Origin of the sequence: Pseudooceanicola nanhaiensis DSM 18065, assembly GCF_000688295.1 — a bacterium.
GTDB classification, from domain to species: Bacteria; Pseudomonadota; Alphaproteobacteria; order Rhodobacterales; family Rhodobacteraceae; genus Pseudooceanicola; species Pseudooceanicola nanhaiensis.
In genome coordinates this window covers 894,743-915,271 of sequence record NZ_JHZF01000011.1, presented here as the reverse complement: position 1 = coordinate 915,271, position 20,529 = coordinate 894,743, and the positions used below count along the sequence as shown (strand labels likewise).

The following is a 20,529-nucleotide window of genomic DNA, read 5'->3' as shown; positions in this document are numbered from 1 at the left end:
AGATGCGGCAAGTGCAATCGGCGGGCGGCAAGATCACGATCACGCAGGGCGAGTTCGCCGTCAGTGGCGAGCGGGACTGCATGATTTCCACTATTCTTGGCTCATGTGTAGCCACCTGTCTGTGGGACACGACCCGTCGCGTGGGGGGGATGAACCATGTCCTGGTGGCTCGGTCAAAATCGGGACCCATCCAGAGCGACGCGGCCGGCGTAAACGCGATGGAACTTCTGATCAACGCTCTCATCCGCCTTGGCGCCGACAGAGCGTCTTTACGCGCGAAGGTGTTCGGCGGTGCGAAGATGATCTCCGGGCTGTCGGACATTGGTCAAGAGAACGGTCACTTCATGCTGGATTTCCTGGAACGCGAAGGGATCCCCTGTGTCGGCCAGAGCCTCGGTGGTACGATGGCGCGTCAAATAAGATTCTATCCGGCAGAAGGACGTGCCCTGGTAAAATCAGCGGGTAGCCGGCCGGTGCCGCCGGCGCCCAGTGAACCTGTCGAGCGGCAGACAGGCAACCCCGTCGAGCTATTCTGAGCTCTTCCAGGGAATGCCACGGAAATCCTAGTTATTGTCCGGACCGATTAAACACGGCTGGAGCGAAGTTCGCGACTGTTCAGGGGGCGATCGAGCGATACGCAGCGTGGACTTGCAGACTTACAGCGCGCGAGCTATCGCAAATGACAAGGTTCGAGATTTTGGCGACGCAAAGTCTCCACAGGATCAGAACCAAATTTCCTGATGTTCGTCATCTGAAGGTGCGTCAGAGTGAGCGTCGAGGCTCATGCGCATGTCCACGCATTTCCGGAGCCTATCTATAGGCAGGCCCTTGTCGTCAATCCATGACAGATGAGGCGAAATTTCAGTCAGGATCGAGCCAATATCCTTCACCGACTGCCTGATGAAGTCCGCGCTTTGCAAGGATCGGATGAGATCCGAGTTGATGTCATGGCATTCGCAAAGGCTGCTACCCAGTGTCCGTTCCAGATTTTCGGTCAGCGTCAAGATGCTTGCCATTTGCTTGCTCATGCCGTCAAGAAGGAGCTGTAACGAGACTGGTTCCGATACCGGACCCGGCCTGAGCAGTCTTGCGTCGCAACGGTCTCCTTCAGTCATGTTACAGGCGTCCCACCACGGCTTCTATGCACGCCCTCAGATCGCTCGGATCGAAGGGCTTCTTGAGAAAGTTGTTCATGCCCAATTGACGGCCTTTCTCGATGATGGCTTTGTCGGCCTTTCCGGTGATGAGAATGAAACCCACTCCCTTTGTGCGCGCACCGGTGCGCAACGCGTGCAGGAGTTGGAGACCGTCCATTCCCGGCATGTTGAAGTCAGAGATGACCAGATGCACGGGGCTGCTTTCGAGCGCCTTGAGCGCGCTCGGGCCGTCCGACGTAGAGGCGACAGCGCGAATGCCGAAGGCGTCCAAAGCCTGGGTGATCAAGCCACGGCTTGTCGACATGTCATCGACGACCATAACTCTTAGTTGATCTCTCAAGGCCATGATTTGCTCCTGTCACAATCCAGCGGGGACGGCACGGTAGGCCGTCTGACCGACCGATTGGTAGAGATGAACGGAGGCGTCCGAAATCCTTTCGGAGTGCCCGATAAAAAACCAGCCCGAGGGCACGAGGGCGCCATGGAACCGTGGCCAGAGGCCAGCCTGGGTCTGCTGGTCGAAGTAGATCACGACGTTTCGGCAAAAGATGATGTCGAATTGTCCTCTCATAGGCCAAGGGCCCAGAAGATTGAGTTCTCGGAACCGCACGATTTTTCGGACTTGCGGCGTCACCGTGAATCCACCTTGGGTCGCGGGCGTCATATAATTCGACCGGACGTCTTTTTCGATTCCTGCCACCTGCTGATCCGAGTAGGTCGCCTCTTCCGCGAATTGGATCATGTTCGGGTCGATGTCACTGCCGAGGATGAGCACGTCGCGCTGCGCCATGTCTGGCGCAGCAGACAGCAGGGCCATCGCAATCGAATAGGGCTCCTGTCCGCTCGAGCAGCCGGCCGACCAGATCCTGACCCGTCCGCCCGCGCGTGCGCGGTCGATCAACTCGGGGAAGACCAGGTCTCGCAGGATCTTGAAATGATGCGCTTCACGGAAGAAATGCGAGACATTGGTCGTGAGGGCCGAGATCATGTAGCGACGTTCCGAGACGCCTTCCTCGGAGCACACGAACCTGGCGTAGGCTTCGAGGTCCTTGAGGCCGACTTGATGCAGGCGCTTGCGCAACCGCGACTGGACCATCGTCGCCTTGCCGGGAGGAAGGACCAGCCCGGCCTCCGAGCGGGCGAGTTGCGAGATCGCAGTGAAAGCTGCTTCACTCATCGCTCCGCTGTCGGCCTGTGGGTCCGATGCCATGGTCATGCGGCATCGTCCGCGCGGTTCGGCACGACGGCGGTGAGATCGAGCACGCGTATCATCCGGTCATCAATCACCGTGAGGGCTCTGACCACGGCCATGCTGGGCTCCGATGCCATGTCCGGCGGTGGTTGGAGATCATCGACAGTCATCGCAACGATATCGGAGACTGCGTCGACCAGCAGGCCCGTCAACACGCCATTCAGATGGACGACGATGATGACATTCCGGTCTCCGGTCTCCTGCGACGGGAGATTGAGACGGGCAGCCAGGTCCATCACCGGCAGGACAGTGCCACGGAGGTTGATGACGCCGCGCATGTAGGAGGGGGCGTGCGGCATGGGGGTGGTGCGCGTCCAGCCGCGGATTTCGCGCACGGACATGATGTCGAGCGAGTATTCCTGGTCGGCGACCCGGAATGTCAGCAGTTCCAGGTCGTTTGTGGATGCTTGTTCAGCCATGGTCGGCCCTCTTTTCCTTGAGGCTGCGGTCAGGGACCCGGATAGGCCCGTTTCCGGCGATGATGTCGGCGGGGTCGAGGATCAGTGCGATCTGTCCGTCACCGAGAATGGTCGCCGCCGCGATGCCCGGTGCGCGGTAGAAGCTGTCGTCGAGGCCCTTGATGACCACTTGGCGCTGATCCTGGATTCCGTCGATCACCAGGGCCGCACGATGCCCGTCGTCGAGGGAGATGAGCAGGACGATGCAACCCGTGAAATCAGTCCGCACCGGGCGGTATCCGAGCATGGCGCCGAGATCGTAGATCGGGACGAAACCGCCGCGCACACGGACGACATTGGCGCCGGGACGGAGCATCTGCACATCTTCGCTGGAGAGGGAGAGCGTTTCCACGACCACGTTGAGGGGTAGGACCAGGGTTTCTCCGGCCACGTCGACCACCATGCCATCGAGGACGGCGAGGGTCAGAGGTAGACTGATGGTGAAGGTGGTGCCGCGGTGGCGCTCTGACGCGATGGAAATGCGGCCGCCCAGTTGCTGGATGGCAGTCTTCACGACATCCATGCCGACGCCGCGTCCGGAGAGGTTCGACACCTTGCCGGCGGTGGAGAAGCCGGGAAGGAAGAGCAGGTTGTCGATCTCGGTGTCGGACAGGACGGCGTCGCTCGGCACGAGGCCCTTGCGAACCGCGGTTTCGAGGACCTTCTGCCGATCGATGCCGCCGCCGTCGTCCGCCACCTCGATGACCACGCGGCCCGAGCGGTGCGCAGCGGTGAGGCGCACGTGGCCTTCCTCTGTCTTGCCGGAGGCCTTGCGGGCTTCGGCGGTTTCGAGGCCGTGGTCGACGGCGTTGCGGATCATGTGGGTCAGGGGATCGGCGAGGCGTTCGATAACGGTCTTGTCGACCTCGGTGTTCTCACCGTCAGTGATCAGGCGCACTTCCTTGCCGACCGCCGCGGAGGCTTCGCGCACGATGCGTGACATGCGCTGGAACAGGGATTTCACCGGCTGGGCCCGGATCATCATCACACTGTCCTGAATGTCGCGGGTGAGGCGCTGAAACTCCTCAAGGCCGTTCATCGCGTCCGAATGGGGGGAGAGCCCCGCGGATTCCAGCGATTGCGAGAGCATCGCCTGGTTGATGACGAGCTCGCCCACGAGGTTCACCAGCCGCTCGATGCGTTCGAGGTCGACGCGGACGACGGATTTTGAAGAGTTTCCTGCCGACCCGGCCTTGGGCGCCGCCTCGGGCGCCGGGGAGGGCGTGGCGGGGCGCGGATCACCTGGTTCGGCGGCGGCGTCCGGCATGGGCGCGGGCGCCGCAGCTTCGGGTGCGGCTGCCGGATCCGCGTCGCGCGTGATGTCGAGACGGCAGAGGCCTTCGACGAATTCGAAGACGGCGCGGATCTCGGCCTCGTCGACGTCGGCGGTGAGGCGGATGGTCCAGGCGAGATGCGGTGTCTCGGGCTTGAGATCGAGCAGGCCGGGAAGCTCGCCGATGTCGCAGCTGACCTCGGCCTCGCCGAGCGCACACAGGTTGCGCAGGAGCATCTGCGGCTCGTTCCCGGTCTCGTAAAGTTCGAAGGCCGGTTTGAAGTGGATCGTCCAGCACGGTATCGGGTCGGAGCCGTCCGCCGCATCGTCCAGATCGGAGAGGCCGGGAAGGTCCAGCGAAACGCCGAGCGGGGTGAAATCCTGCGGCTGGACCTCTTCCTCCGTCTGATCACCGAGAAGCTTGTCGAGCTCGTCCAGCAGAGCCGCGCTCGTCTCTTCCGGCAGCGGCTGGTCGTCCCGGCAGGCGCGCACCAGGTCCGAAAGATGGTCAGCGGCCTGGAAGAAGAGCTTGAGCGCTTCATGATCGGGGACGAGCCTGTTCGACCGCACTTCGTCCAGCACGGTTTCGTAGCGATGCGCGAAGCGCACCAGAGCCTCGAGCCCGAAGGCCCCGGCGCCGCCCTTGATCGAATGGACAGCGCGGAACACGACGTTGATGGTTTCGGTGTCCTCGCCGCCGTCCTCGAGCTGGTTCAGACCGTCCTGCAGTGCCTCAAGCAATTCCTCGCATTCGATGAAGAAAGAGGCGCGGATTTCGGCCATCGGGTCCATGGGATCGCTCATTGCCTGCTCCTATCCCGCGACCATCTGAAGGGCCTTGACGAGTTTGATCGGATCGAAGGGCTTCACGATCCAGCCGGTGGCCCCGGCGTTCCGTGCCCGCATCTTGAGTTCCGGTGCGCTTTCGGTGGTCAGGACCAGGATCGGTGTCGCCCGGTGATCGTCCTGCGCGCGGACGGCGTCGATGAAGCCGAAACCGTCCATGCGTGGCATGTTGATGTCGGTGATGATCGCGTCCGGTTCCAGCCCCTCGAGCACTTCGAGCCCGTTGATCCCGTCTTCGGCCACGTGCACCGTGAAGCCGGCCTGGACCAGGGCGAGACGTATCATGTCGCGCATGGTGCGGCTGTCGTCGACGGCGAGAACGGTCAGGTTCATGTCCGGCCCTCCGCCAGCGTTTCGGGGGTGAAGCCCATGCTGCCGAGCTGTTCGAGCACCCGGTCGGACGCGTTCGCGAGCGTGAAACGGTGCCCCGCGCGGCGCACAGTCTGCGCGGCCGATAGAAGCACCTGCAGGCACATCGCCCCGAGATGCGTCACGTCCCTTGCGTCGACCGTCAGGTCGGAGCCGAGGCGCGTCCTGAGCGCCTGGGCCAGCGGGTCGGCGGCCGAAATGTCGAGCCGCGGCTGGAGGACTAGAGTGTCAGACATGGCCACCTGCGGCAGGCAGGCGGGAAGAGCAGCACATGGCCGGGCTCCCGGTTCAGCGTTCGATGTAACCGGGTTCTAGGCGGCAGGGCGTTAAGAGCCGGTTACGTCCCGGCGAGATTCGGAGGCAATTCGTACAAACCTCTGCCCGGCAACGAAAAAGGCCGGGCGTGAGGGCCCGGCCTTGGTCCGTTCCGGTGCGCCGTCAGGCGCCGAGCGCGCGGTTCAGGTTCTCGTCGACCTTCTCGAGGAAGCCCATGGTGGTCAGCCAGCTCTGGTCCGGCCCCACGAGCAGGGCGAGGTCCTTCGTCATCGAGCCCGATTCGACCGTCTGCACCACGACCTCCTCGAGCGTGGTGGCAAAGCGCATCAGATCCGCATTGTCGTCGAGTTTCGCGCGGTGCTTCAGCCCGCCGGTCCAGGCGAAGATCGAGGCAACCGAGTTGGTCGAGGTCGCCTCGCCCTTCTGGTGCTGGCGGTAGTGACGGGTGACGGTGCCATGCGCGGCCTCGGCCTCGACGATCCTGCCGTCGGGCGTCATCAGCTGCGAGGTCATCAGCCCGAGCGAGCCGAAGCCCTGCGCCACGGTGTCGGATTGCACGTCGCCGTCGTAGTTCTTGCAGGCCCAGACATAGCCGCCCGACCATTTCAGCGACGAGGCGACCATGTCGTCGATCAGACGGTGCTCGTACCAGATCCCCCTGGCCTCGAACTGCTCCTTGAACTCGGCCTCGAAGATCTCCTGGAAGATGTCCTTGAAGCGGCCGTCATAGGCCTTGAGGATCGTGTTCTTGGTCGAGAGATAGAGCGGCCATCCGAGGTTCAGCGCATAGTTCATCGAGGCGCGGGCGAAGTCGACGATGGAGGCGTCGAGGTTGTACATCCCCATGTAGACGCCCGAGGACGGGGCCTGGTAGACCTCCTCCTCGATCAGGGTTCCGTCCTCGCCCTCGAAGCGCATGGTCAGCTTGCCGGGGCCGGGGAACTTCATGTCCGTGGCCTTGTACTGGTCGCCGAAGGCGTGGCGGCCGACGACGATGGGCTTGGTCCAGCCGGGCACCAGACGCGGCACGTTCCTGCAGATGATCGGCTGGCGGAAGATCACGCCGCCGAGGATGTTGCGGATCGTGCCGTTGGGGCTTTTCCACATCTTCTTGAGGCCGAATTCCTCGACCCGCGCCTCGTCCGGGGTGATCGTGGCGCATTTCACCGCGACGCCGACCTCCTTCGTCTTCTCGGCCGCATCGATGGTGATCTGGTCGTCCGTGCGGTCGCGCTCCTCGATCCCGAGGTCGTAGTACAGCAGGTCGAGGTCCAGGTAGGGCAGGATCAGTTTCTGCTTGATGAAGTCCCAGATGATGCGGGTCATCTCGTCCCCGTCCATCTCGACGATGGGGTTGTCCACCTTGATCTTCGTCATGGGGCTTTCCTTTCCTCTGGCTGGAATCGGCTCTGGCGCCCCCTTAGCCTATCGCGTTCGGCGGCGGAAGCGATGTATGCAATTGTATACGGTATTTCCCCACGCACGGCGGGGGAAACGTCGTCGGGCAGAGACTCTGCCCGGTTTTCAGGACGCGGTGCGACGCCTCCGTTCGAGCCGCCGCATGCGCATGACGAGCGGGTAGGCGCATCCGGTGAAGATCAGCGCGGCAAGGTAGAGCGGCAGCGCCGTGCCGTCGAAGGTCTGCGCGACGATCGAGGCGACGACACCCGCGAAGACCGTGGAGATCGCCCCGATGACGCTGGCGGCGGTCCCGGCGATATGGCCGAGCGGCTCCATCGCCAGCGCGTTGAGGTTCCCGATCGTCAGGCCCATCTGGTAGAAGACCGAGGTCTGCCAGATCAGGTAGAACCAGAATTCCGTCTCGGGGGCGACGCCCGAGAGCCGGACGGCCAGCATGAGGCAGGTCAGGCCGAGCGAGACGGTCAGCGCCACGGTCACGATGGCGCGCATCCCGTAGACCATGACGAAACGCGCGTTGATGATCGAGGAGGTGCCGCAGAAGATGCCGATGGCGAAGAACCAGTAGGGGAAGCTCTCGGCCATCCCGAAAACCTCTTCGAAGACCGGCTGGATCAGGCTGATCGAGGTGAAGAGCGTGGAGAAGATCAGCGTCTGCACCATCACCGAGAGGCGGACCATGGGGAGCGCGGCCATCTCGCGCGCCGCTCCGAGGATGGAGGCGAAGCTGAACGTCCGCCGCTCCTCCCTCGGAAGGGATTCCGGCAGGCGCAGGGTGAGCCATGTGGACGAGACCAGCGCGAAGAGGATGAAGGCCGCGAAGATCCCGCGCCATCCGGCGACCGAGATGATCCCCGACCCCAGAAGCGGGGCGAGCGCGGGGAAGAGCGTGAAGATGATCATCACGAAGGACATCAGCCGCGCCATCTCGCGCCCCGAGAAGAAGTCGCGGATAATGGCGAGCGCGACGACCCGCGGGCCCGCGGCGCCGATCCCCTGGATCAGGCGCGCGGCGACCATGAGCTCGAGCGAGGGGGCCATGTAGCCGAGCGCCGCGCCGAAGATGTAGAGCGCCGCGCCGGTCAGGATCACGGGCTTGCGCCCGAAGCGGTCCGACAGCGGGCCGGTCACCAGCGTGCCGGCCCCCATGCCCACGATGAAGGCCGACAGGATCAGCTGGGCGCTGTTGGTGTTGCCGGGGGAAAGCTCGTCGCCGATCTGGGGCAGGGCGGGGAGCATCGAGTCGATGGAGAAGGCCACCGTCGCCATGAGCATGGCGAGCAGGGCCACCAGCTCCACGCGGTGGATGGGGAGGGGGCGTGTCACGTGTCGTGTCCGGTCCTGTTGTGCGCCTCCTCCGCGCGGTTTGCGACGGGCGACGGGCTGCCCGACTCGAGCCTGTTGTGCTTCATCGCCTGCTTCGCCTCCCGTCGAAGCATCATGTATTCGGCGAATTGCTGCACGGCGAGCGCGAAGACCCCGAGGCCGACGAAGATGAACACCGTGGTGCCGATCTGTCCGACGACGGTCTGGGGCACGAGGTCTCCGTAGCCCACCGTCGACAGGGTGATGACGGTGAAGAAGTAGCTGTCGACCCAGCTCCAGCCTTCCACGTGGTGGAAGAAGACGGTGCCGGCGATGACGATCCCGATCAGGGGCGCGAGGACCCAGGCGATGCGGGCGCCGCCCCTCATGCCTCCGGGTCTTCCATGCCGGCGATCTCGTCGATGACCTTCAGCCAGACCTCGGGGGTCTGGGCGCCCGGGACCGCGTGGCGCTGCGCCACGATGAAGGTGGGCACGGCGTTCACGCCCATCTCGCGGGAATGGGCATCGCGCTCGCGGATCATCTGCTCGTCGGCATCCGATCGCAGGAGCTTCAGGATCACCGAGGCGTCCATCCCGATCGAGTCGGCGAGATCCGCCAGCACGTCATGCTGGCCGATGTCGCGCCCCTCGACGAAATTCGCCCGGAAAAGCGCGTCGACCATCGGGCCCTGCTTGCCCTCGATCCCCGCCCAGTGGATCATCCGGTGCGCGTCGAGCGTGTTGGGCGTGCGCTCGATCTTCGAGAAATCCGCCTCGATCCCCAGCGACTTCGCGTGCTCGGTGATCTGGGCATAGGCGGCATCGGCGCGGTCGCCGAACTTCTCGGTCAGGTATTCGCGCCGGTCGCGCCCCTCGCGCGGCATGTCGGGGTTCAGCTGGAACGGGTGCCATTCGATGACGAAGGGATGATCCGGCCGCTCTGCCAGCGCGCGGTCGAGCTGGGTCTTGCCGATGTAGCACCAGGGGCAGATCGGGTCGGAGAGGATGTCGAGCTTCACGGCCATGGGGCCTCCTTGTCCGGCGCGTCAGGCGCCCTCGCGCGCGGCCTGCCACAGGGGGGCGAGCGCGCGGCGTTTCAGTTTTCCGTTCGGGTTGCGCGGCAGGTCCGTCACATGCAGGAAACCGCGCGGCTGCTTGTACCGGGCGAGCCGCTCTGCCGCGAGCGCGAGGAGCGATTGTTCATCCAGTGCTTCGGGCCCGGTGTAGAACGCCCAGATGAGGCGCGTGTCGGGCTTCACCTCCACATCCGTCACCCCGATCTCGGTGATGCCGGGAATGCCGTTCAGCGCCGCCTCGACCTCGAGCGGAGAGACCCGGTAGCCGCCCGCGTTCATCATGTCGTCGGCGCGGCCCTGATAGGAGATCATCCCGTCCCCGTCCATCGCGCCGAGGTCGCCCGTCAGGAACCACTCGCCCCGCATCCGCGCCTGCGTCTCGGCCTCGGCGCCGATATAGCCCAGCATCAGGCCGGGGTCGCGCCGGGAGACGGCGATGGTCCCGACCTCGCCGAGAGGCACGGGCGCGCCCTCCGGATCGACCAGCGCGACGCGCCGTCCGGGCTGCGGCGCGCCCAGGGTGCCGGGCCTGGAGGGCCGGGCGGGCGCGCCGGATATGAAGGTCGAACATTCGGACATGCCGAACGCCTCGTACAGCTCGGTTCCGGCGGCGGTCTTCCATTCCTCGCGGATCTGGGCCGAGAGCTTCTCGCCCGCGGTCAGGCCATGCCGGAGCCTGGGCAGATCGATCTTCGCGTGATCGTTGAGTATCTTGCGGTAAACCCCGGGCGCAGCGGCGAAAATCGTCGCCTCATGGCGCTTCATCAGGAGCGGCAGCGCCTGCGGATCGACGCCCGCGGCCGGGATCAGCGCGGTGGCGCCGACGGACCAGGGATCCATCAGCCCGGTGCCCAGCGTGTAGGTCCAGTTGAACGCCCCCGCATGCATCAGCCGGTCCTCCGCCGTCAGGCCGTACCAGCCTTCATGCATCATCTGCCGCGCCCAGATCGCCCGGTGCGCATGGCCGACGGCGCGGGCGTTGCCCGAGGTGCCGGAGGTGTAGACGATGTAGCCCAGACGGTCCGGATCGCCCATGTCGTATGCCGCCGGCGGCAGGTCCCGCATGGCGGCGAGCGCGGCCTCGTCGATCATCACCACACCGGGCAGGTCGGGGCAGGCGATCCCGTCGCCGCGGAAGACCCCGCGCGGCGAAAGCTCCGCCGCGATCTTCGCCACCTCGCGTTCGGTCAGCTGGGAGGAGGTCGGCACCGGCACGAGGCCCGCGGCGATCGCGCCCAGATAGGCGATCGGGAATTCGACGGTGTTGCCGAGCCGCAAGAGCACGATCTCGCCGGGCTTCAGCCCCAGATCCTTCAGGCCCGTCGCGGTGCCCAGCACCGCCGCCTTCAAACGGCCGTAGCTCCAGCGTTCGGCACCCGACAGGCCGACGACCGCCAGGGCGATCTTGTCCGGCGCGTCATCGGCATGGGCCAGCACGTGGGCGGCAAGGTTGAACGGGGTCGGGCAGGGCGGCGGCGGCCCCTGATCGTATATGGACAGCATGGCTCTTGCTATGCCGCGCGCGCGAACGTTGCAAGCGCAAGGGGCGCCGCCTATAGGTTCGGGAATGCACAACAATGACCCCAGAACGCTGATCCGCATCTCGCGCGAGACGGGCGCCGAGGAGACGGGCGAACCGCTCGACCTCGGCCGGCATGTGCGCGAACTGCGCAAGGCGCGGGACTGGACGCTGGAACAGGCGGCGAAGAAGGCGGGGCTTGCCCGGTCGACGCTGTCGAAGATCGAGAACGGGCAGATGTCGCCCACCTACGACGCGCTGAAGAAGCTCGCCACCGGGCTGGGCATCCCGGTCCCGCAGCTCTTCACGCCGCCCGAGCGCCAGCAGGTGACCGGCCGCATGGCGATCACCCCGGACGGCGGGGGCACCGGCCACGCCACGGCGACATACGAGCACGAGCTTCTGGCCGAGACCCTGACCCGCAAGCAGATGCTGCCCTATCGCGCCCGGATCCGGGCGCGGTCCATGGAGGAATTCGATGGCTGGGTCCGGCATGACGGAGAGGAGTTCCTCTACGTCCTCACCGGGATCGTGCGGCTCTACACGGAGTTCTACGAGCCGGTCGAGATGCGGCGCGGCGACAGCGCCTATTACGACGCCACGATGGGCCACAACGTGATCTCGGTCTCGCCCGAGGATGCGACGATCCTCTGGGTGACGTCGCTCGCCTGAAGGCATCCCCGGCGCCGCGAGGGCACCGGGGCCGGGCGCTCAGCTGCGCCCGACGGGGGCCTCGGCCTGGTCGTCGTCGCCGAAGGCCTTGTCGTCGTCATAGACATCCTCTCCCTCGCCGATGTGGCGGGCGCTGGCGCGGATGTTGAGGTTGTCGTTGACCTCGTCCATGCGCACGTCGGCCGGCACGCCGCCCTCGCGCCATTCCGAGATCTCTTCCTGCACCTCGTCATAGCCGCGCCCGGTGGCCTGCGTGAGATAGGCCGCCAGCGCGTCCCGGCTGCCGTCGAGCTGGAGAAGGTCCTCCTCCTCGGCCTCGGGCCATTGCTCCATGATCGCGGGAACCAGCGCGGTCCATTCCTTCTGGATGACTTTCCAGTCCATGGGTTTGTCCTTTCCTATTCTGGACAGGACAACGCCCGGCACGCCCGCTGGTTCAGCACGACCTGAGCCGCCGGCTCAAGCCCGCCCGATACGCCGCAGAAGCGCGGTGATCTCGCCGGTGTCCATCGTCTCGACAGGGTGATCCAGCAGCCGTTCGGCCCGGGCCTTCAGCCAGTCGTAGGCGGCGCGGAACCCGTCTTCCCAAGCGTCCTCGGGCAGGGCGGCGGGATCGGGCAGGCTCCAGTGGCCGCGGGCGGGCGTGCCGGGCACCGCGGCCTTCAGCGGGGCGGGGCCCGTGTCGAGCGTGATGAGGATGTCGACCTCTCCGGCCTCCGCGACGTCCTCCAGCGGCTTCGTCCGGGCGCGCGCGGTGTCGAGGTCCTCCTCCTCCAGCAGCTTCAGCGCCTGCGGATGGACCGCGCCGGCGGGCGTCAGCCCGGCCGACCGGGCCGAAACGCGCCCGGCGCCGAGATCGTTCAGCACCGTCTCGAGCAGGATCGAGCGCGCGGCATTGGCGGGGCTGAGGACGAGGATGTTCATGGTCGAGCCGTGTGGAACGCGCCCACCGTCAAGGCGCGGCCTACTTATCCATCCACCAGACCTCGGGAAGGAAGTAGACCGAGTCGCCGTAGATCGGAATTCGCTCGGGATGGTGCAGCGCTGCATCATGCGCGATCATGCTCTTGTCGAAGCGCTGGATCGGGATCACGTAGCGCCCCGTCGTCAGAAGCCGGTCGAGCGCGCGGACCGCGTCGCGGAAGGCCGTCTCGTCGCTCGCCGCCAGCATCGCGTCGATCATGCCGTCGATGGCCGGGCTCTTCACCCCCATGAGGTTGCGCGAGCCGGGCAGGTCGGCCGCCTCGGACCCCCAGTAGAGCCGCTGCTCATTGCCGGGCGACAGCGAGAAGGCGCGCCGGATATGCGTCATGTCGAAGTCGAAATCGACCTGCCGCAGCTCGTATTGCGCATCATCCACGGTCGAGACCTTCACGCCGATCCCCAGCCGGGACAGCGCGTCGCGATAAAGGTCGATGATCGAGATCTGCTCGGTCGAGCCCTGCCGCAGCAGGATCTCGAAGGTGAAGGGCGTGCCGTCCGGCCTCATCATGCGACCGCGCTCGATCGTGAAGCCCGCGTCCTTCAGCAGCGCCATCGCCTTGCGGAGGTTGCCGCGGTTGCGGGCGGAGCCGTCGGCAACCGGCAGTGCGTATCCGGTCAGCGCCTCTTCGGGGATCTCGTCCTTGAAGGGCTCCAGCAGCGCGGCCACGGCCGGATCCGCCGGGCCGGGCTGCATCCCCAGATCGGAGCCCGAGAAATACGAGGTGATGCGCGGCTGGCGCGAGCCGGTCATCGTCTCGTTGATGAACTCGAAGTTGAAGGCGTGGATCAGCGCGTCGCGGACCCGGATGTCGTCGAAGGGCGGGCGGCGGGTGTTGAAGACGAAGCCGGTGATGCCCGAGGGGGTGCCGTCGGCGAATTCCGACTGCAGCACACGGCCGTCCTGCATGGCGGGAAAATCGTAATCGCGCGCCCATTTCTCGGCGTTGAATTCCCGCAGATACGAGATCTCGCCCGCCTTGAACGCTTCGAAGAGCACGTTGGTGTCGCCGTAGAACTCGATCCGGATCTCGTCGAAATTGTTGGTCCCGCGCCGGATCGGCAGGTCCTTGCCCCAGTAGTCGGGGTTGCGTTTCAGCACGACGTTGCGCGAGGCCTCGAAGCTCTCGATCACGTAGGGCGCGGTGCCGATCGGGGCCTCCTCCAGCGTGGCCTCGGCGAAGGTCTTGCCCTGCCACTGCGCCTTCTTGAGGATCGGGCGCAGCCCGGCGATCAGCGGCAGCTCACGGTCGGGATCGCGGAAGGTGATCCTGAGGCTGCGCGGGCCGGTCTGCTCGATCGCGTCCACCTGGGTCCAGAACGTCAGGTAGCGGGCGTTGCCCTGCGTCCCCAGCGTCTCGAGCGACCAGATCACGTCCTCGACGGTCACCGGGCTGCCATCGGAGAAACGCGCCTCAGGCCTGAGGGTGAATTCCACCCAGGACCGGTCCTCGGGCACCTCGACCGATTCGGCCAGCAGGCCGTAGAGCGTGAAGGGTTCGTCCTGCGAGCGGTAGAGCAGGCTCTCGTGGGTCAGGTAGCGCAATTGCCACGGCGGTGTGCCTTTCTGGACGAAAGGGTTCACGCTGTCGAAGCCGCCGGTATTGCCGGTCACCACGCGCCCGCCCTTGGGCGCATCGGGGTTCACGTAGGGGAGGGCCACAAAATCCGGTGGAAGCGCGGGGGCGCCATACATAGCTATGCCATGGGCGGGCTCGGCCTGCGCGCTAGCGATTGCGCCGAGGATCAGCAAGAGGCTGCAAACCATCAGCCTGACGAAGAAAATTACCGGTCGCATATCCGCAACAATGCCGCCCTGATCCCTGTTTATTCGCGATGTTTTTATCTGTGCAGCGGGGGGATCGCAAACTTTACGCTTGGACACGAGCGTAGGAGCGCTTATAAAGGGTGCACTGCTCGATAGGTTTCTTGCCTGTATGAAACCTGCCTCAATAACTGAACGCCGGCCTTGTGCCGGCGTTTTTTTTGTCTCCCGCATCCGCTGCTGGCGCAAATGTGATCGCGCTCTGGCGCGCGCCGCCGCGACAGTGCATTTTGCACCTGCAGCACCAATATTCATTGGGCGAAAACATCCAGGAGACCCGCCATGTCACTCAGCGGCAAGACAGCAATCATCACCGGCTCGACCTCCGGCATCGGGCTGGGAATCGCCCGCGCCCTGGCCGGGCAGGGGGCGGACATCGTCGTCAACTCGTTCAGCGATTCGCAGGAAGACCACGGAATCGCGGAGGGAATCGCCTCCGAGTTCGGGGTGAAGGCGCGCTATGTCCAGGCCGACATGTCGAAGGCCGACCAGTGCCGCGCATTGGTGGAGACGGCGGGTGCCTGCGACATCCTCGTGAACAACGCCGGGATCCAGCATGTCGCGGCCATCGACGAGTTCCCGGTCGAGAAATGGGACGCGATCATCGCGATCAACATGTCCTCGGCCTTCCATACCACCGCCGTGGCACTGCCGATGATGCGCAAGGCGGGCTGGGGCCGGGTCATCAACGTCGCCTCGGCGCATGGTCTCACCGCCTCGCCCTACAAGTCGGCCTATGTGACCGCCAAGCACGGCATCGTCGGCATGACCAAGGTCGTCGCCCTGGAAACCGCGGAAGAGCCGATCACCGCCAATGCGATCTGCCCCGGCTACGTGCACACCCCGCTGGTCGAGGCGCAGATCCCCGACACGATGAAGAAATACGACCTCAGCCGCGAGGATGCGCTGCGCGACGTGATCCTGCAACGCCAGCCCTCCAAGCAGTTCGCGACGGTGGAGCAGATCGGCGGCGTCGCCAGTTTCCTCTGCTCCGCGGCGGCCGAGCAGATCACCGGCACCACGATCAGCGTCGACGGCGGGTGGACGGCGCTCTGACCCTCCTTCCTCTGGTCCATGTATCCTCGGGGGGAACTGGCCGTCAGGCCAGTGGGGGGCAGACAGCCCCCCTCCGCCCCCGCCACACGCGCAGGAGGTCGTCATGATCCGCATCAACCTTGCCCTCCAGGGCGGCGGCGCGCATGGCGCCTACACCTGGGGCGTGCTCGACCGTCTGCTCGACGAGGACGACGTTGAGGTCGCCGCGATCACCGGCACCTCCGCCGGCGCGCTGAACGGGGCCGCCTTCAAGGCGGGCATGGCCGCCGCGGGCCGCGAGGGGGCGCGGGGGGCGCTCGACGCGCTCTGGGCCCGGATGGGCGCGGTGGCCGACATGCGGCTGCCGCTCTGGATGGCCGGCAACATGAGCCTCGCCGGCCAGGTCTCGCGCGCGCTCGAGTATTCCTTCCCCTATACCTTCGCCGACGCGGTCTCGCGGATGAGCTCGCCCTATGCCTACGGCCCGTTCTGGACCAACCCGCTGCGTCCGGTGGTGGAGGAGTTCGATTACGGACAGGTCTGCAGCGAGGGCGGTCCCGACCTCTTCGTCTGCGCCACCAACGTGCGCACCGGCAAGATCCGCGTCTTCTCGGGCGAGGCGATCACCACGGACGCCATCCTCGCCTCGGCCTGCCTGCCGACGCTGTTCCAGGCGGTCGAGATCCCCGATCCGGTGACCGGCAGGACCGAGGCCTACTGGGACGGCGGCTATACCGGCAACCCGGCGCTCTTCCCGCTCTTCGCGCCGCACCTGCCGGGCGACGTCGTGGTGGTCAACATCAACCCGCTGGTGCGCGACGAGGTGCCGAAGAGCCCTCAGGCGATCCAGAACCGGATCAACGAGATCAGCTTCAACTCCTCGCTCCTGCGCGAGCTGCGCGCGATCGAGTTCGTCCAGCGCCTGATCGTGCGCCGCTATGTACGGGAAGGCGAGATGAAGAACGTCCTCGTGCACATGATCTCGGACGACGAGCTGATGACCGAGCTGTCGGTCGCGACCAAGCTGGTGCCGAACCCGTTCCTGCTGAACCGGCTCAAGGCGGCCGGGCGGCTCTCGGCCGAGATGTTCCTCGAGGCGCACAAGGCGGACCTCGGCAAGAGCTCGACGGTGGACCTCAGGGCGATGTTCGACTGACGGCGCGGGCGCCCTGTCTCAGCGGGCGGCCTGCGCGGGCAGGGGTTTCGACGGGTCCTTCGGGTTCGGATAGACGAGGCCCGCGGAGATGACGAGCTTGGCCGCGTCCTCGACACTCATGTCGAGCTCGATCACGTCCTCCTCGGGGAAATAGAGAAGGAATCCCGAGGTCGGGTTCGGCGTCGTCGGCACGAAGACCGAGAGCAGCTGCGAACCGGTCTCGGCCCGCGCGTTGATCTCGCCCTTGGCCTCGGTCGAGATGAAGCCGATGGCCCAGATGTCGCGGCGCGGGTACTGGATCAGGCAGGCCTTCTCGAAGCTGCGGTCGGACTGGGCGAACACGGTTTCGGCGATCTGCTTCACCCCGTTGTAGATCGAGCGCACGACCGGCAGCTGGTCCACCAGGCTTTCGGCGAAGCGCAGCAGAGACCGGCCCAGCAGGCCCTTGGCGATCCAGCCCACGAGGATCGTGAAGATCAGGAAGATGATCACGCCCACGCCGCGCAGGTTGATCCCGATGTACTGCTCGGGGCGCACGGTCTGCGGCACCAGCGGCAGCACCACGCTGTCCACCCATCCGGCCAGCGTCCAGAGCAGCCAGATCGTCAGACCGATGGGCATGATGACGACGATCCCGGTCAGGAAACTGGACCGCAGGCGCGAGAAGATCGTCGGCCTGCGGAGGGGATCTTGGAGAGGGTTTGTCATCGCACCACTGGCTGAGGGGGGGTCCCGCTGAAATCTAGGCACTCGCGCGGCGCTCGGCAATGCTCCGCCGGTCGCCGCGACGCAAATTGCGCGTCACGTCCGGGGCAGTGCCGCAAGTTCCCGCGCAATCCCGGCCGCGAGCCGGGCATTGTTGAGCACCAGCGCGATGTTGGTCGCCAGCGACCGGCCCTCCGTCAGCTCGAATATCCGGCCGAGCAGGTAGGGCGTGACGGCCTTTCCGGCGATGCCCTGCGCCTCGGCCTCGGCCAGCGCGCGCTCGACGATGGGCGCGATCTCCTCGCGCGGGATCTCGTCGCCCGCGGGCACCGGGTTCGCGACAAGCTGCCCGCCCGGCAGCGCCAGCGCCGCCCGCATCCTGTGGGCGCGGGCGATCGCGGCGGCATCGTCCATGCGGAGCGGTGCGGCCAGGCCCGAGGAGCGCGACCAGAAGGCGGGGAAATCGTCCTGACCATAGGCAATGACGGGCACGCCGCCGGTCTCGAGTACCTCGAGCGTCTTCGGAAGATCGAGGATCGCCTTGGCCCCGGCCGCGACGACGGTCACCGGGGTCTGGGCGAGTTCCGAGAGATCGGCGGAGATGTCGAAGCTCTCCTCCGCGCCGCGGTGGACGCCGCCGATCCCGCCGGTGGCGAAGACCTCGATCCCCGCCATCCGGGCCGCGATCATCGTCGAGGCGACGGTCGTCGCCCCGGTGCCGCCGGTGGCGATGCAGGCCGCGAGATCGGCGCGCGACAGTTTCGCGACGCCCTCGGCCTGCGCCAGCGCCTCGAGCCGTTCGGGCGGCAGCCCGATGCAGAGCCGTCCCTCGATCACGGCCATGGTGGCGGGCACCGCGCCGCCCGCGCGGACCGCCGCCTCGACCGCCTGGGCGGTCTGCAGGTTCTGCGGCCAGGGCATGCCGTGGGTGATGATGGTGCTCTCCAGCGCCACGACCGGCGCCTTCGCGTCCAGCGCGGTCTGCACCTCGGGGGCGATGTCCATGAAATCGGTCAAAGGTTGGTGTCTCCGGATACGTAATCTGCGGCGGCGGTCAGCGCGGTCTCCATCGCCGCTTCGGGCGCGGCGCCGCGGGCCTCGGCCGCCATGTGGGCCGCCATGAAAGTGTCGCCGGCGCCGGTGACCCGCGTCACCAGCACCGCGCGCGGGCGTTTCGTCACGAGGCCATGGGCGCCCGCGTCGCTCGCCGCGTTGCCGCCATCGGTGACGACGGCCCGGGCGGCCCCGCGGTCGTGCAGGGCCCGGGCCGCCTCGGCGCTGTCGGCAAAGCGGGTCTGGCACAGCAGCCCGGCCTCTTCGAGGTTGACGTAGAAGACGGCGCTCGGATGGCCGAGGAAGACATGCAGCCGCTCGGCCTTGCCGGGCGAGGCGGGCGCGATCCTTAGATCGGCCCGCGCGAAGGCCGGATCGAGCGCGATCTCGCGCAGAAGGTCGGTCTTCAGGTTCCCGTCGAGCGCCACGCGGCCCTCCCACGGGGTCTCGGCCGAGCCGAGCGTCCCGTCGCGCAGCGTGGCCAGGATGCGCCCCCCGGCGGCCTCGAGCGAATGGGCATCGGCAATCGCGGCGATCAGGCCGTTGCCGCCCTCGACCGCCATGTAGCGATCCGTCGGCAGGTCCTCGGACCGGTAGGCATGGCGCATGTCCATGCCCATCCGGGCGCAGGCCTTCATCAGCTCCTCGCCCTCCGGATCGCGCCCCACGGCGGTCAGCAGCGCCGGACGCATCCCGAAGCGCTGCGCCGCCATGGCGATGTTCATCGCCACGCCGCCGGGCAGGCGGGTGATCCGCCCGGGCACGTCCGAGCCGCGCTCCATGTGAGAGGCCGAGCGGCCGATGATGTCCCACAGGACCGCGCCGATGCAGAGGATATCCGGTTGAGCCGTCATGCCCCCTCATGGCCCGCCCGGCGCGCGGAGGCAAGAGAGGGCGGCGCCGCGGTCCGACAGGACGGGGCCGCATCGGGCCGAAAGGGCTTGCCCAAGGGCGCGCCAGCGGGTCAGAAGGCGCCGGATCAGCAGGATGGGATCGGGCATGCAGGCAGCGGCGCGGAGAAGGATGGCGGGCGCCCGGGGCGCGCTCGTGCTGGTGTGGGCGCTCCTGCTGTGGGTCCCGGCGGCCGCGGCGCACGAGGTCCGTCCCTCCATCGCCACCCTGGGCTTCGACGGGGGCGCCGCCCGGCTCGATCTGCGGCTGAACGCCGAGGCGCTTCTGGCGGGGATCGACCTCGACGATCTCGAGACCACCGATGCCGCCCCGCAGAGCGACGCCTACGACCGCCTCCGCATGTTCGACCCCGAGGACCTCGTCGCACAGCTCGAGGCCGCGTGGCCCCGGCTGGCGGAGGGCATGCGGCTCACGACCCGCAACGGTGAGCCGGTGGCGATGGAGATCGACACGATCGACTCGAGCGAGATCGGCGACGCCGGCCTGCCGCGTCCGACCCGCGTGATCCTGACGGGAAACCTGCCCGCGGGCACCGAGGCGGTGCGTTTCCACTGGGGCAGGGGGCAGGGCGCGCTGGTGCTGCGCCACGGCGCGGCGCGGGGCGGGCTCGCGACCTACCTCGCAGGTGGCGCCACCTCGGACCCGATCCCCGTGGCGGGCGGATCCGACCAGGGCGGGCTTTCGGTCCTCGCGGCCTATGTCCCGGTGGGCTTCGCGCATATCCTGCCCAAGGGGCTCGACCATATCCTCTTCGTGCTGGGGCTCTACTTCTTCTCCACCCGCCTGCCTCCGCTGGTCTGGCAGATCACCGCCTTCACGGCGGCGCACACGGTGACGCTGGCGCTCGGCGCGCTCGGGACCGTGCGGCTCCCGCCCGACCTGGTCGAGCCGCTGATCGCGGCCTCGATCGTCTTCGTCGCCGCCGAGAACATCTTCGCCACCCGGATGCACGCCTGGCGGCCTGCCATCGTCTTCGGCTTCGGGCTGCTGCACGGCCTGGGCTTCGCCGCGGTTCTCGGGGATTTCGGGCTGCCCGAGGGGCTGTTCCTGCCCGCGCTTCTGGGCTTCAACATCGGGGTCGAGATCGGCCAGCTCACGGTCGTGGCGATCGCCTTTCTCGCCGTCGGCGTCTGGTTCCGCGACAAGCCGTGGTATCGCGCCCGGATCGCGGTGCCCGCCTCGGCCGCCATCGCGCTGGTCGGTGCCTACTGGTTCCTCGAACGCACCGTCCTCTGAGC

At 66.7% G+C, this 20,529-nt stretch carries 23 protein-coding genes; 5 read left to right on the top strand and 18 right to left on the bottom strand.

The features are described 5' to 3' along the window. Window positions 1–2 precede the first annotated feature (2 nt). Complete coding sequence (locus tag Q344_RS0105415) at window positions 3–536, top strand: chemotaxis protein CheD (protein WP_051630288.1); 534 nt, start codon at window positions 3–5, stop codon at window positions 534–536. Window positions 537–722: 186 nt separating this feature from the next. On the opposite strand, the gene Q344_RS0105410 is transcribed toward Q344_RS0105415, so the two are convergent. The 12 genes from Q344_RS0105410 to Q344_RS0105355 all read right to left on the bottom strand — a co-directional run bounded on the left by Q344_RS0105410 (window position 723) and on the right by Q344_RS0105355 (window position 10,936). Then, window positions 723–1,115 carry a hypothetical protein gene (locus tag Q344_RS0105410; protein ID WP_156954630.1) on the bottom strand — a complete coding sequence of 131 codons (393 nt, stop codon included), beginning with the start codon at window positions 1,113–1,115 and terminating at the stop codon, window positions 723–725. A 1-nt stretch (window position 1,116) separates the two neighbouring features. Next, window positions 1,117–1,503: a response regulator gene (locus tag Q344_RS0105405; protein WP_028285790.1), complete on the bottom strand. Its 387-nt coding sequence runs from the start codon at window positions 1,501–1,503 to the stop codon at window positions 1,117–1,119. A 12-nt stretch (window positions 1,504–1,515) separates the two neighbouring features. Next, a complete protein-coding gene (locus Q344_RS0105400; RefSeq protein WP_028285789.1) occupies window positions 1,516–2,373 on the bottom strand; it encodes a CheR family methyltransferase in 858 nt (285 codons plus the stop codon). Then, window positions 2,370–2,828, bottom strand: a complete 459-nt coding sequence (locus tag Q344_RS0105395; protein ID WP_028285788.1) for a chemotaxis protein CheW — start codon at window positions 2,826–2,828, stop codon at window positions 2,370–2,372. The genes Q344_RS0105400 and Q344_RS0105395 overlap by 4 nt, the downstream gene beginning before the upstream one ends. Further along, entirely contained in the window at window positions 2,821–4,944 is a 2,124-nt protein-coding gene (locus Q344_RS0105390) for a chemotaxis protein CheA (RefSeq protein ID WP_028285787.1), read from the bottom strand. Before Q344_RS0105390 ends, Q344_RS0105395 begins: the two co-directional genes overlap by 8 nt. A 9-nt stretch (window positions 4,945–4,953) precedes the next feature. After that, window positions 4,954–5,319, bottom strand: a complete 366-nt coding sequence (locus Q344_RS0105385; RefSeq protein WP_028285786.1) for a response regulator — start codon at window positions 5,317–5,319, stop codon at window positions 4,954–4,956. Then, window positions 5,316–5,591 carry an STAS domain-containing protein gene (locus Q344_RS0105380; protein WP_028285785.1) on the bottom strand — a complete coding sequence of 92 codons (276 nt, stop codon included), beginning with the start codon at window positions 5,589–5,591 and terminating at the stop codon, window positions 5,316–5,318. Before Q344_RS0105380 ends, Q344_RS0105385 begins: the two co-directional genes overlap by 4 nt. Window positions 5,592–5,793: 202 nt before the next feature. Then, window positions 5,794–7,008: an NADP-dependent isocitrate dehydrogenase gene (locus Q344_RS0105375; protein WP_028285784.1), complete on the bottom strand. Its 1,215-nt coding sequence runs from the start codon at window positions 7,006–7,008 to the stop codon at window positions 5,794–5,796. Window positions 7,009–7,155: 147 nt separating this feature from the next. Beyond that, window positions 7,156–8,376: a multidrug effflux MFS transporter gene (locus Q344_RS0105370; RefSeq protein WP_229669134.1), complete on the bottom strand. Its 1,221-nt coding sequence runs from the start codon at window positions 8,374–8,376 to the stop codon at window positions 7,156–7,158. Continuing rightward, window positions 8,373–8,744 (bottom strand): potassium channel family protein, encoded by a 372-nt coding sequence (locus Q344_RS23140; RefSeq protein WP_036538356.1) that lies wholly within the window; start codon window positions 8,742–8,744, stop codon window positions 8,373–8,375. Before Q344_RS23140 ends, Q344_RS0105370 begins: the two co-directional genes overlap by 4 nt. Then, window positions 8,741–9,382: a DsbA family oxidoreductase gene (locus tag Q344_RS0105360; protein ID WP_028285782.1), complete on the bottom strand. Its 642-nt coding sequence runs from the start codon at window positions 9,380–9,382 to the stop codon at window positions 8,741–8,743. The genes Q344_RS23140 and Q344_RS0105360 overlap by 4 nt, the downstream gene beginning before the upstream one ends. Before the next feature lie 21 nt (window positions 9,383–9,403). Continuing rightward, complete coding sequence (locus tag Q344_RS0105355; RefSeq protein ID WP_028285781.1) at window positions 9,404–10,936, bottom strand: class I adenylate-forming enzyme family protein; 1,533 nt, start codon at window positions 10,934–10,936, stop codon at window positions 9,404–9,406. Between the two features lie 64 nt (window positions 10,937–11,000). On the opposite strand from Q344_RS0105355, the gene Q344_RS0105350 reads away from it, so the two are divergent. Beyond that, window positions 11,001–11,624 (top strand): helix-turn-helix domain-containing protein, encoded by a 624-nt coding sequence (locus Q344_RS0105350; protein WP_028285780.1) that lies wholly within the window; start codon window positions 11,001–11,003, stop codon window positions 11,622–11,624. A 39-nt stretch (window positions 11,625–11,663) separates the two neighbouring features. Here Q344_RS0105350 and Q344_RS0105345 read toward each other — a convergent pair whose 3' ends face one another. The 3 genes from Q344_RS0105345 to Q344_RS0105335 all read right to left on the bottom strand — a co-directional run bounded on the left by Q344_RS0105345 (window position 11,664) and on the right by Q344_RS0105335 (window position 14,403). Then, window positions 11,664–12,008 (bottom strand): CsbD family protein, encoded by a 345-nt coding sequence (locus Q344_RS0105345; protein WP_028285779.1) that lies wholly within the window; start codon window positions 12,006–12,008, stop codon window positions 11,664–11,666. A gap of 75 nt (window positions 12,009–12,083) precedes the next feature. Beyond that, window positions 12,084–12,548 carry an arsenate reductase/protein-tyrosine-phosphatase family protein gene (locus Q344_RS0105340; protein WP_028285778.1) on the bottom strand — a complete coding sequence of 155 codons (465 nt, stop codon included), beginning with the start codon at window positions 12,546–12,548 and terminating at the stop codon, window positions 12,084–12,086. A gap of 40 nt (window positions 12,549–12,588) precedes the next feature. Continuing rightward, entirely contained in the window at window positions 12,589–14,403 is a 1,815-nt protein-coding gene (locus Q344_RS0105335; protein ID WP_084178301.1) for an extracellular solute-binding protein, read from the bottom strand. 309 nt (window positions 14,404–14,712) lie between these two features. Here Q344_RS0105335 and Q344_RS0105330 point away from each other — a divergent pair, with 309 nt between their 5' ends. Then, window positions 14,713–15,486: a 3-hydroxybutyrate dehydrogenase gene (locus Q344_RS0105330; RefSeq protein ID WP_028285776.1), complete on the top strand. Its 774-nt coding sequence runs from the start codon at window positions 14,713–14,715 to the stop codon at window positions 15,484–15,486. Between the two features lie 103 nt (window positions 15,487–15,589). Further along, on the top strand, window positions 15,590–16,621 hold the full coding sequence (locus Q344_RS0105325; RefSeq protein WP_028285775.1) for a patatin-like phospholipase family protein: 1,032 nt from the start codon (window positions 15,590–15,592) through the stop codon (window positions 16,619–16,621). A gap of 18 nt (window positions 16,622–16,639) precedes the next feature. Here Q344_RS0105325 and Q344_RS0105320 read toward each other — a convergent pair whose 3' ends face one another. From Q344_RS0105320 to Q344_RS0105310, 3 genes are all read right to left on the bottom strand, one after another. After that, window positions 16,640–17,329, bottom strand: a complete 690-nt coding sequence (locus Q344_RS0105320; RefSeq protein WP_028285774.1) for a DUF502 domain-containing protein — start codon at window positions 17,327–17,329, stop codon at window positions 16,640–16,642. A 93-nt stretch (window positions 17,330–17,422) separates the two neighbouring features. Next, entirely contained in the window at window positions 17,423–18,331 is a 909-nt protein-coding gene (locus Q344_RS0105315; RefSeq protein WP_036538763.1) for a pseudouridine-5'-phosphate glycosidase, read from the bottom strand. An 8-nt stretch (window positions 18,332–18,339) separates the two neighbouring features. Beyond that, complete coding sequence (locus tag Q344_RS0105310; protein ID WP_028285772.1) at window positions 18,340–19,233, bottom strand: PfkB family carbohydrate kinase; 894 nt, start codon at window positions 19,231–19,233, stop codon at window positions 18,340–18,342. 169 nt (window positions 19,234–19,402) lie between these two features. On the opposite strand from Q344_RS0105310, the gene Q344_RS0105305 reads away from it, so the two are divergent. After that, window positions 19,403–20,527 (top strand): HupE/UreJ family protein, encoded by a 1,125-nt coding sequence (locus Q344_RS0105305; RefSeq protein WP_028285771.1) that lies wholly within the window; start codon window positions 19,403–19,405, stop codon window positions 20,525–20,527. The last annotated feature ends 2 nt before the right edge of the window (window positions 20,528–20,529 follow it).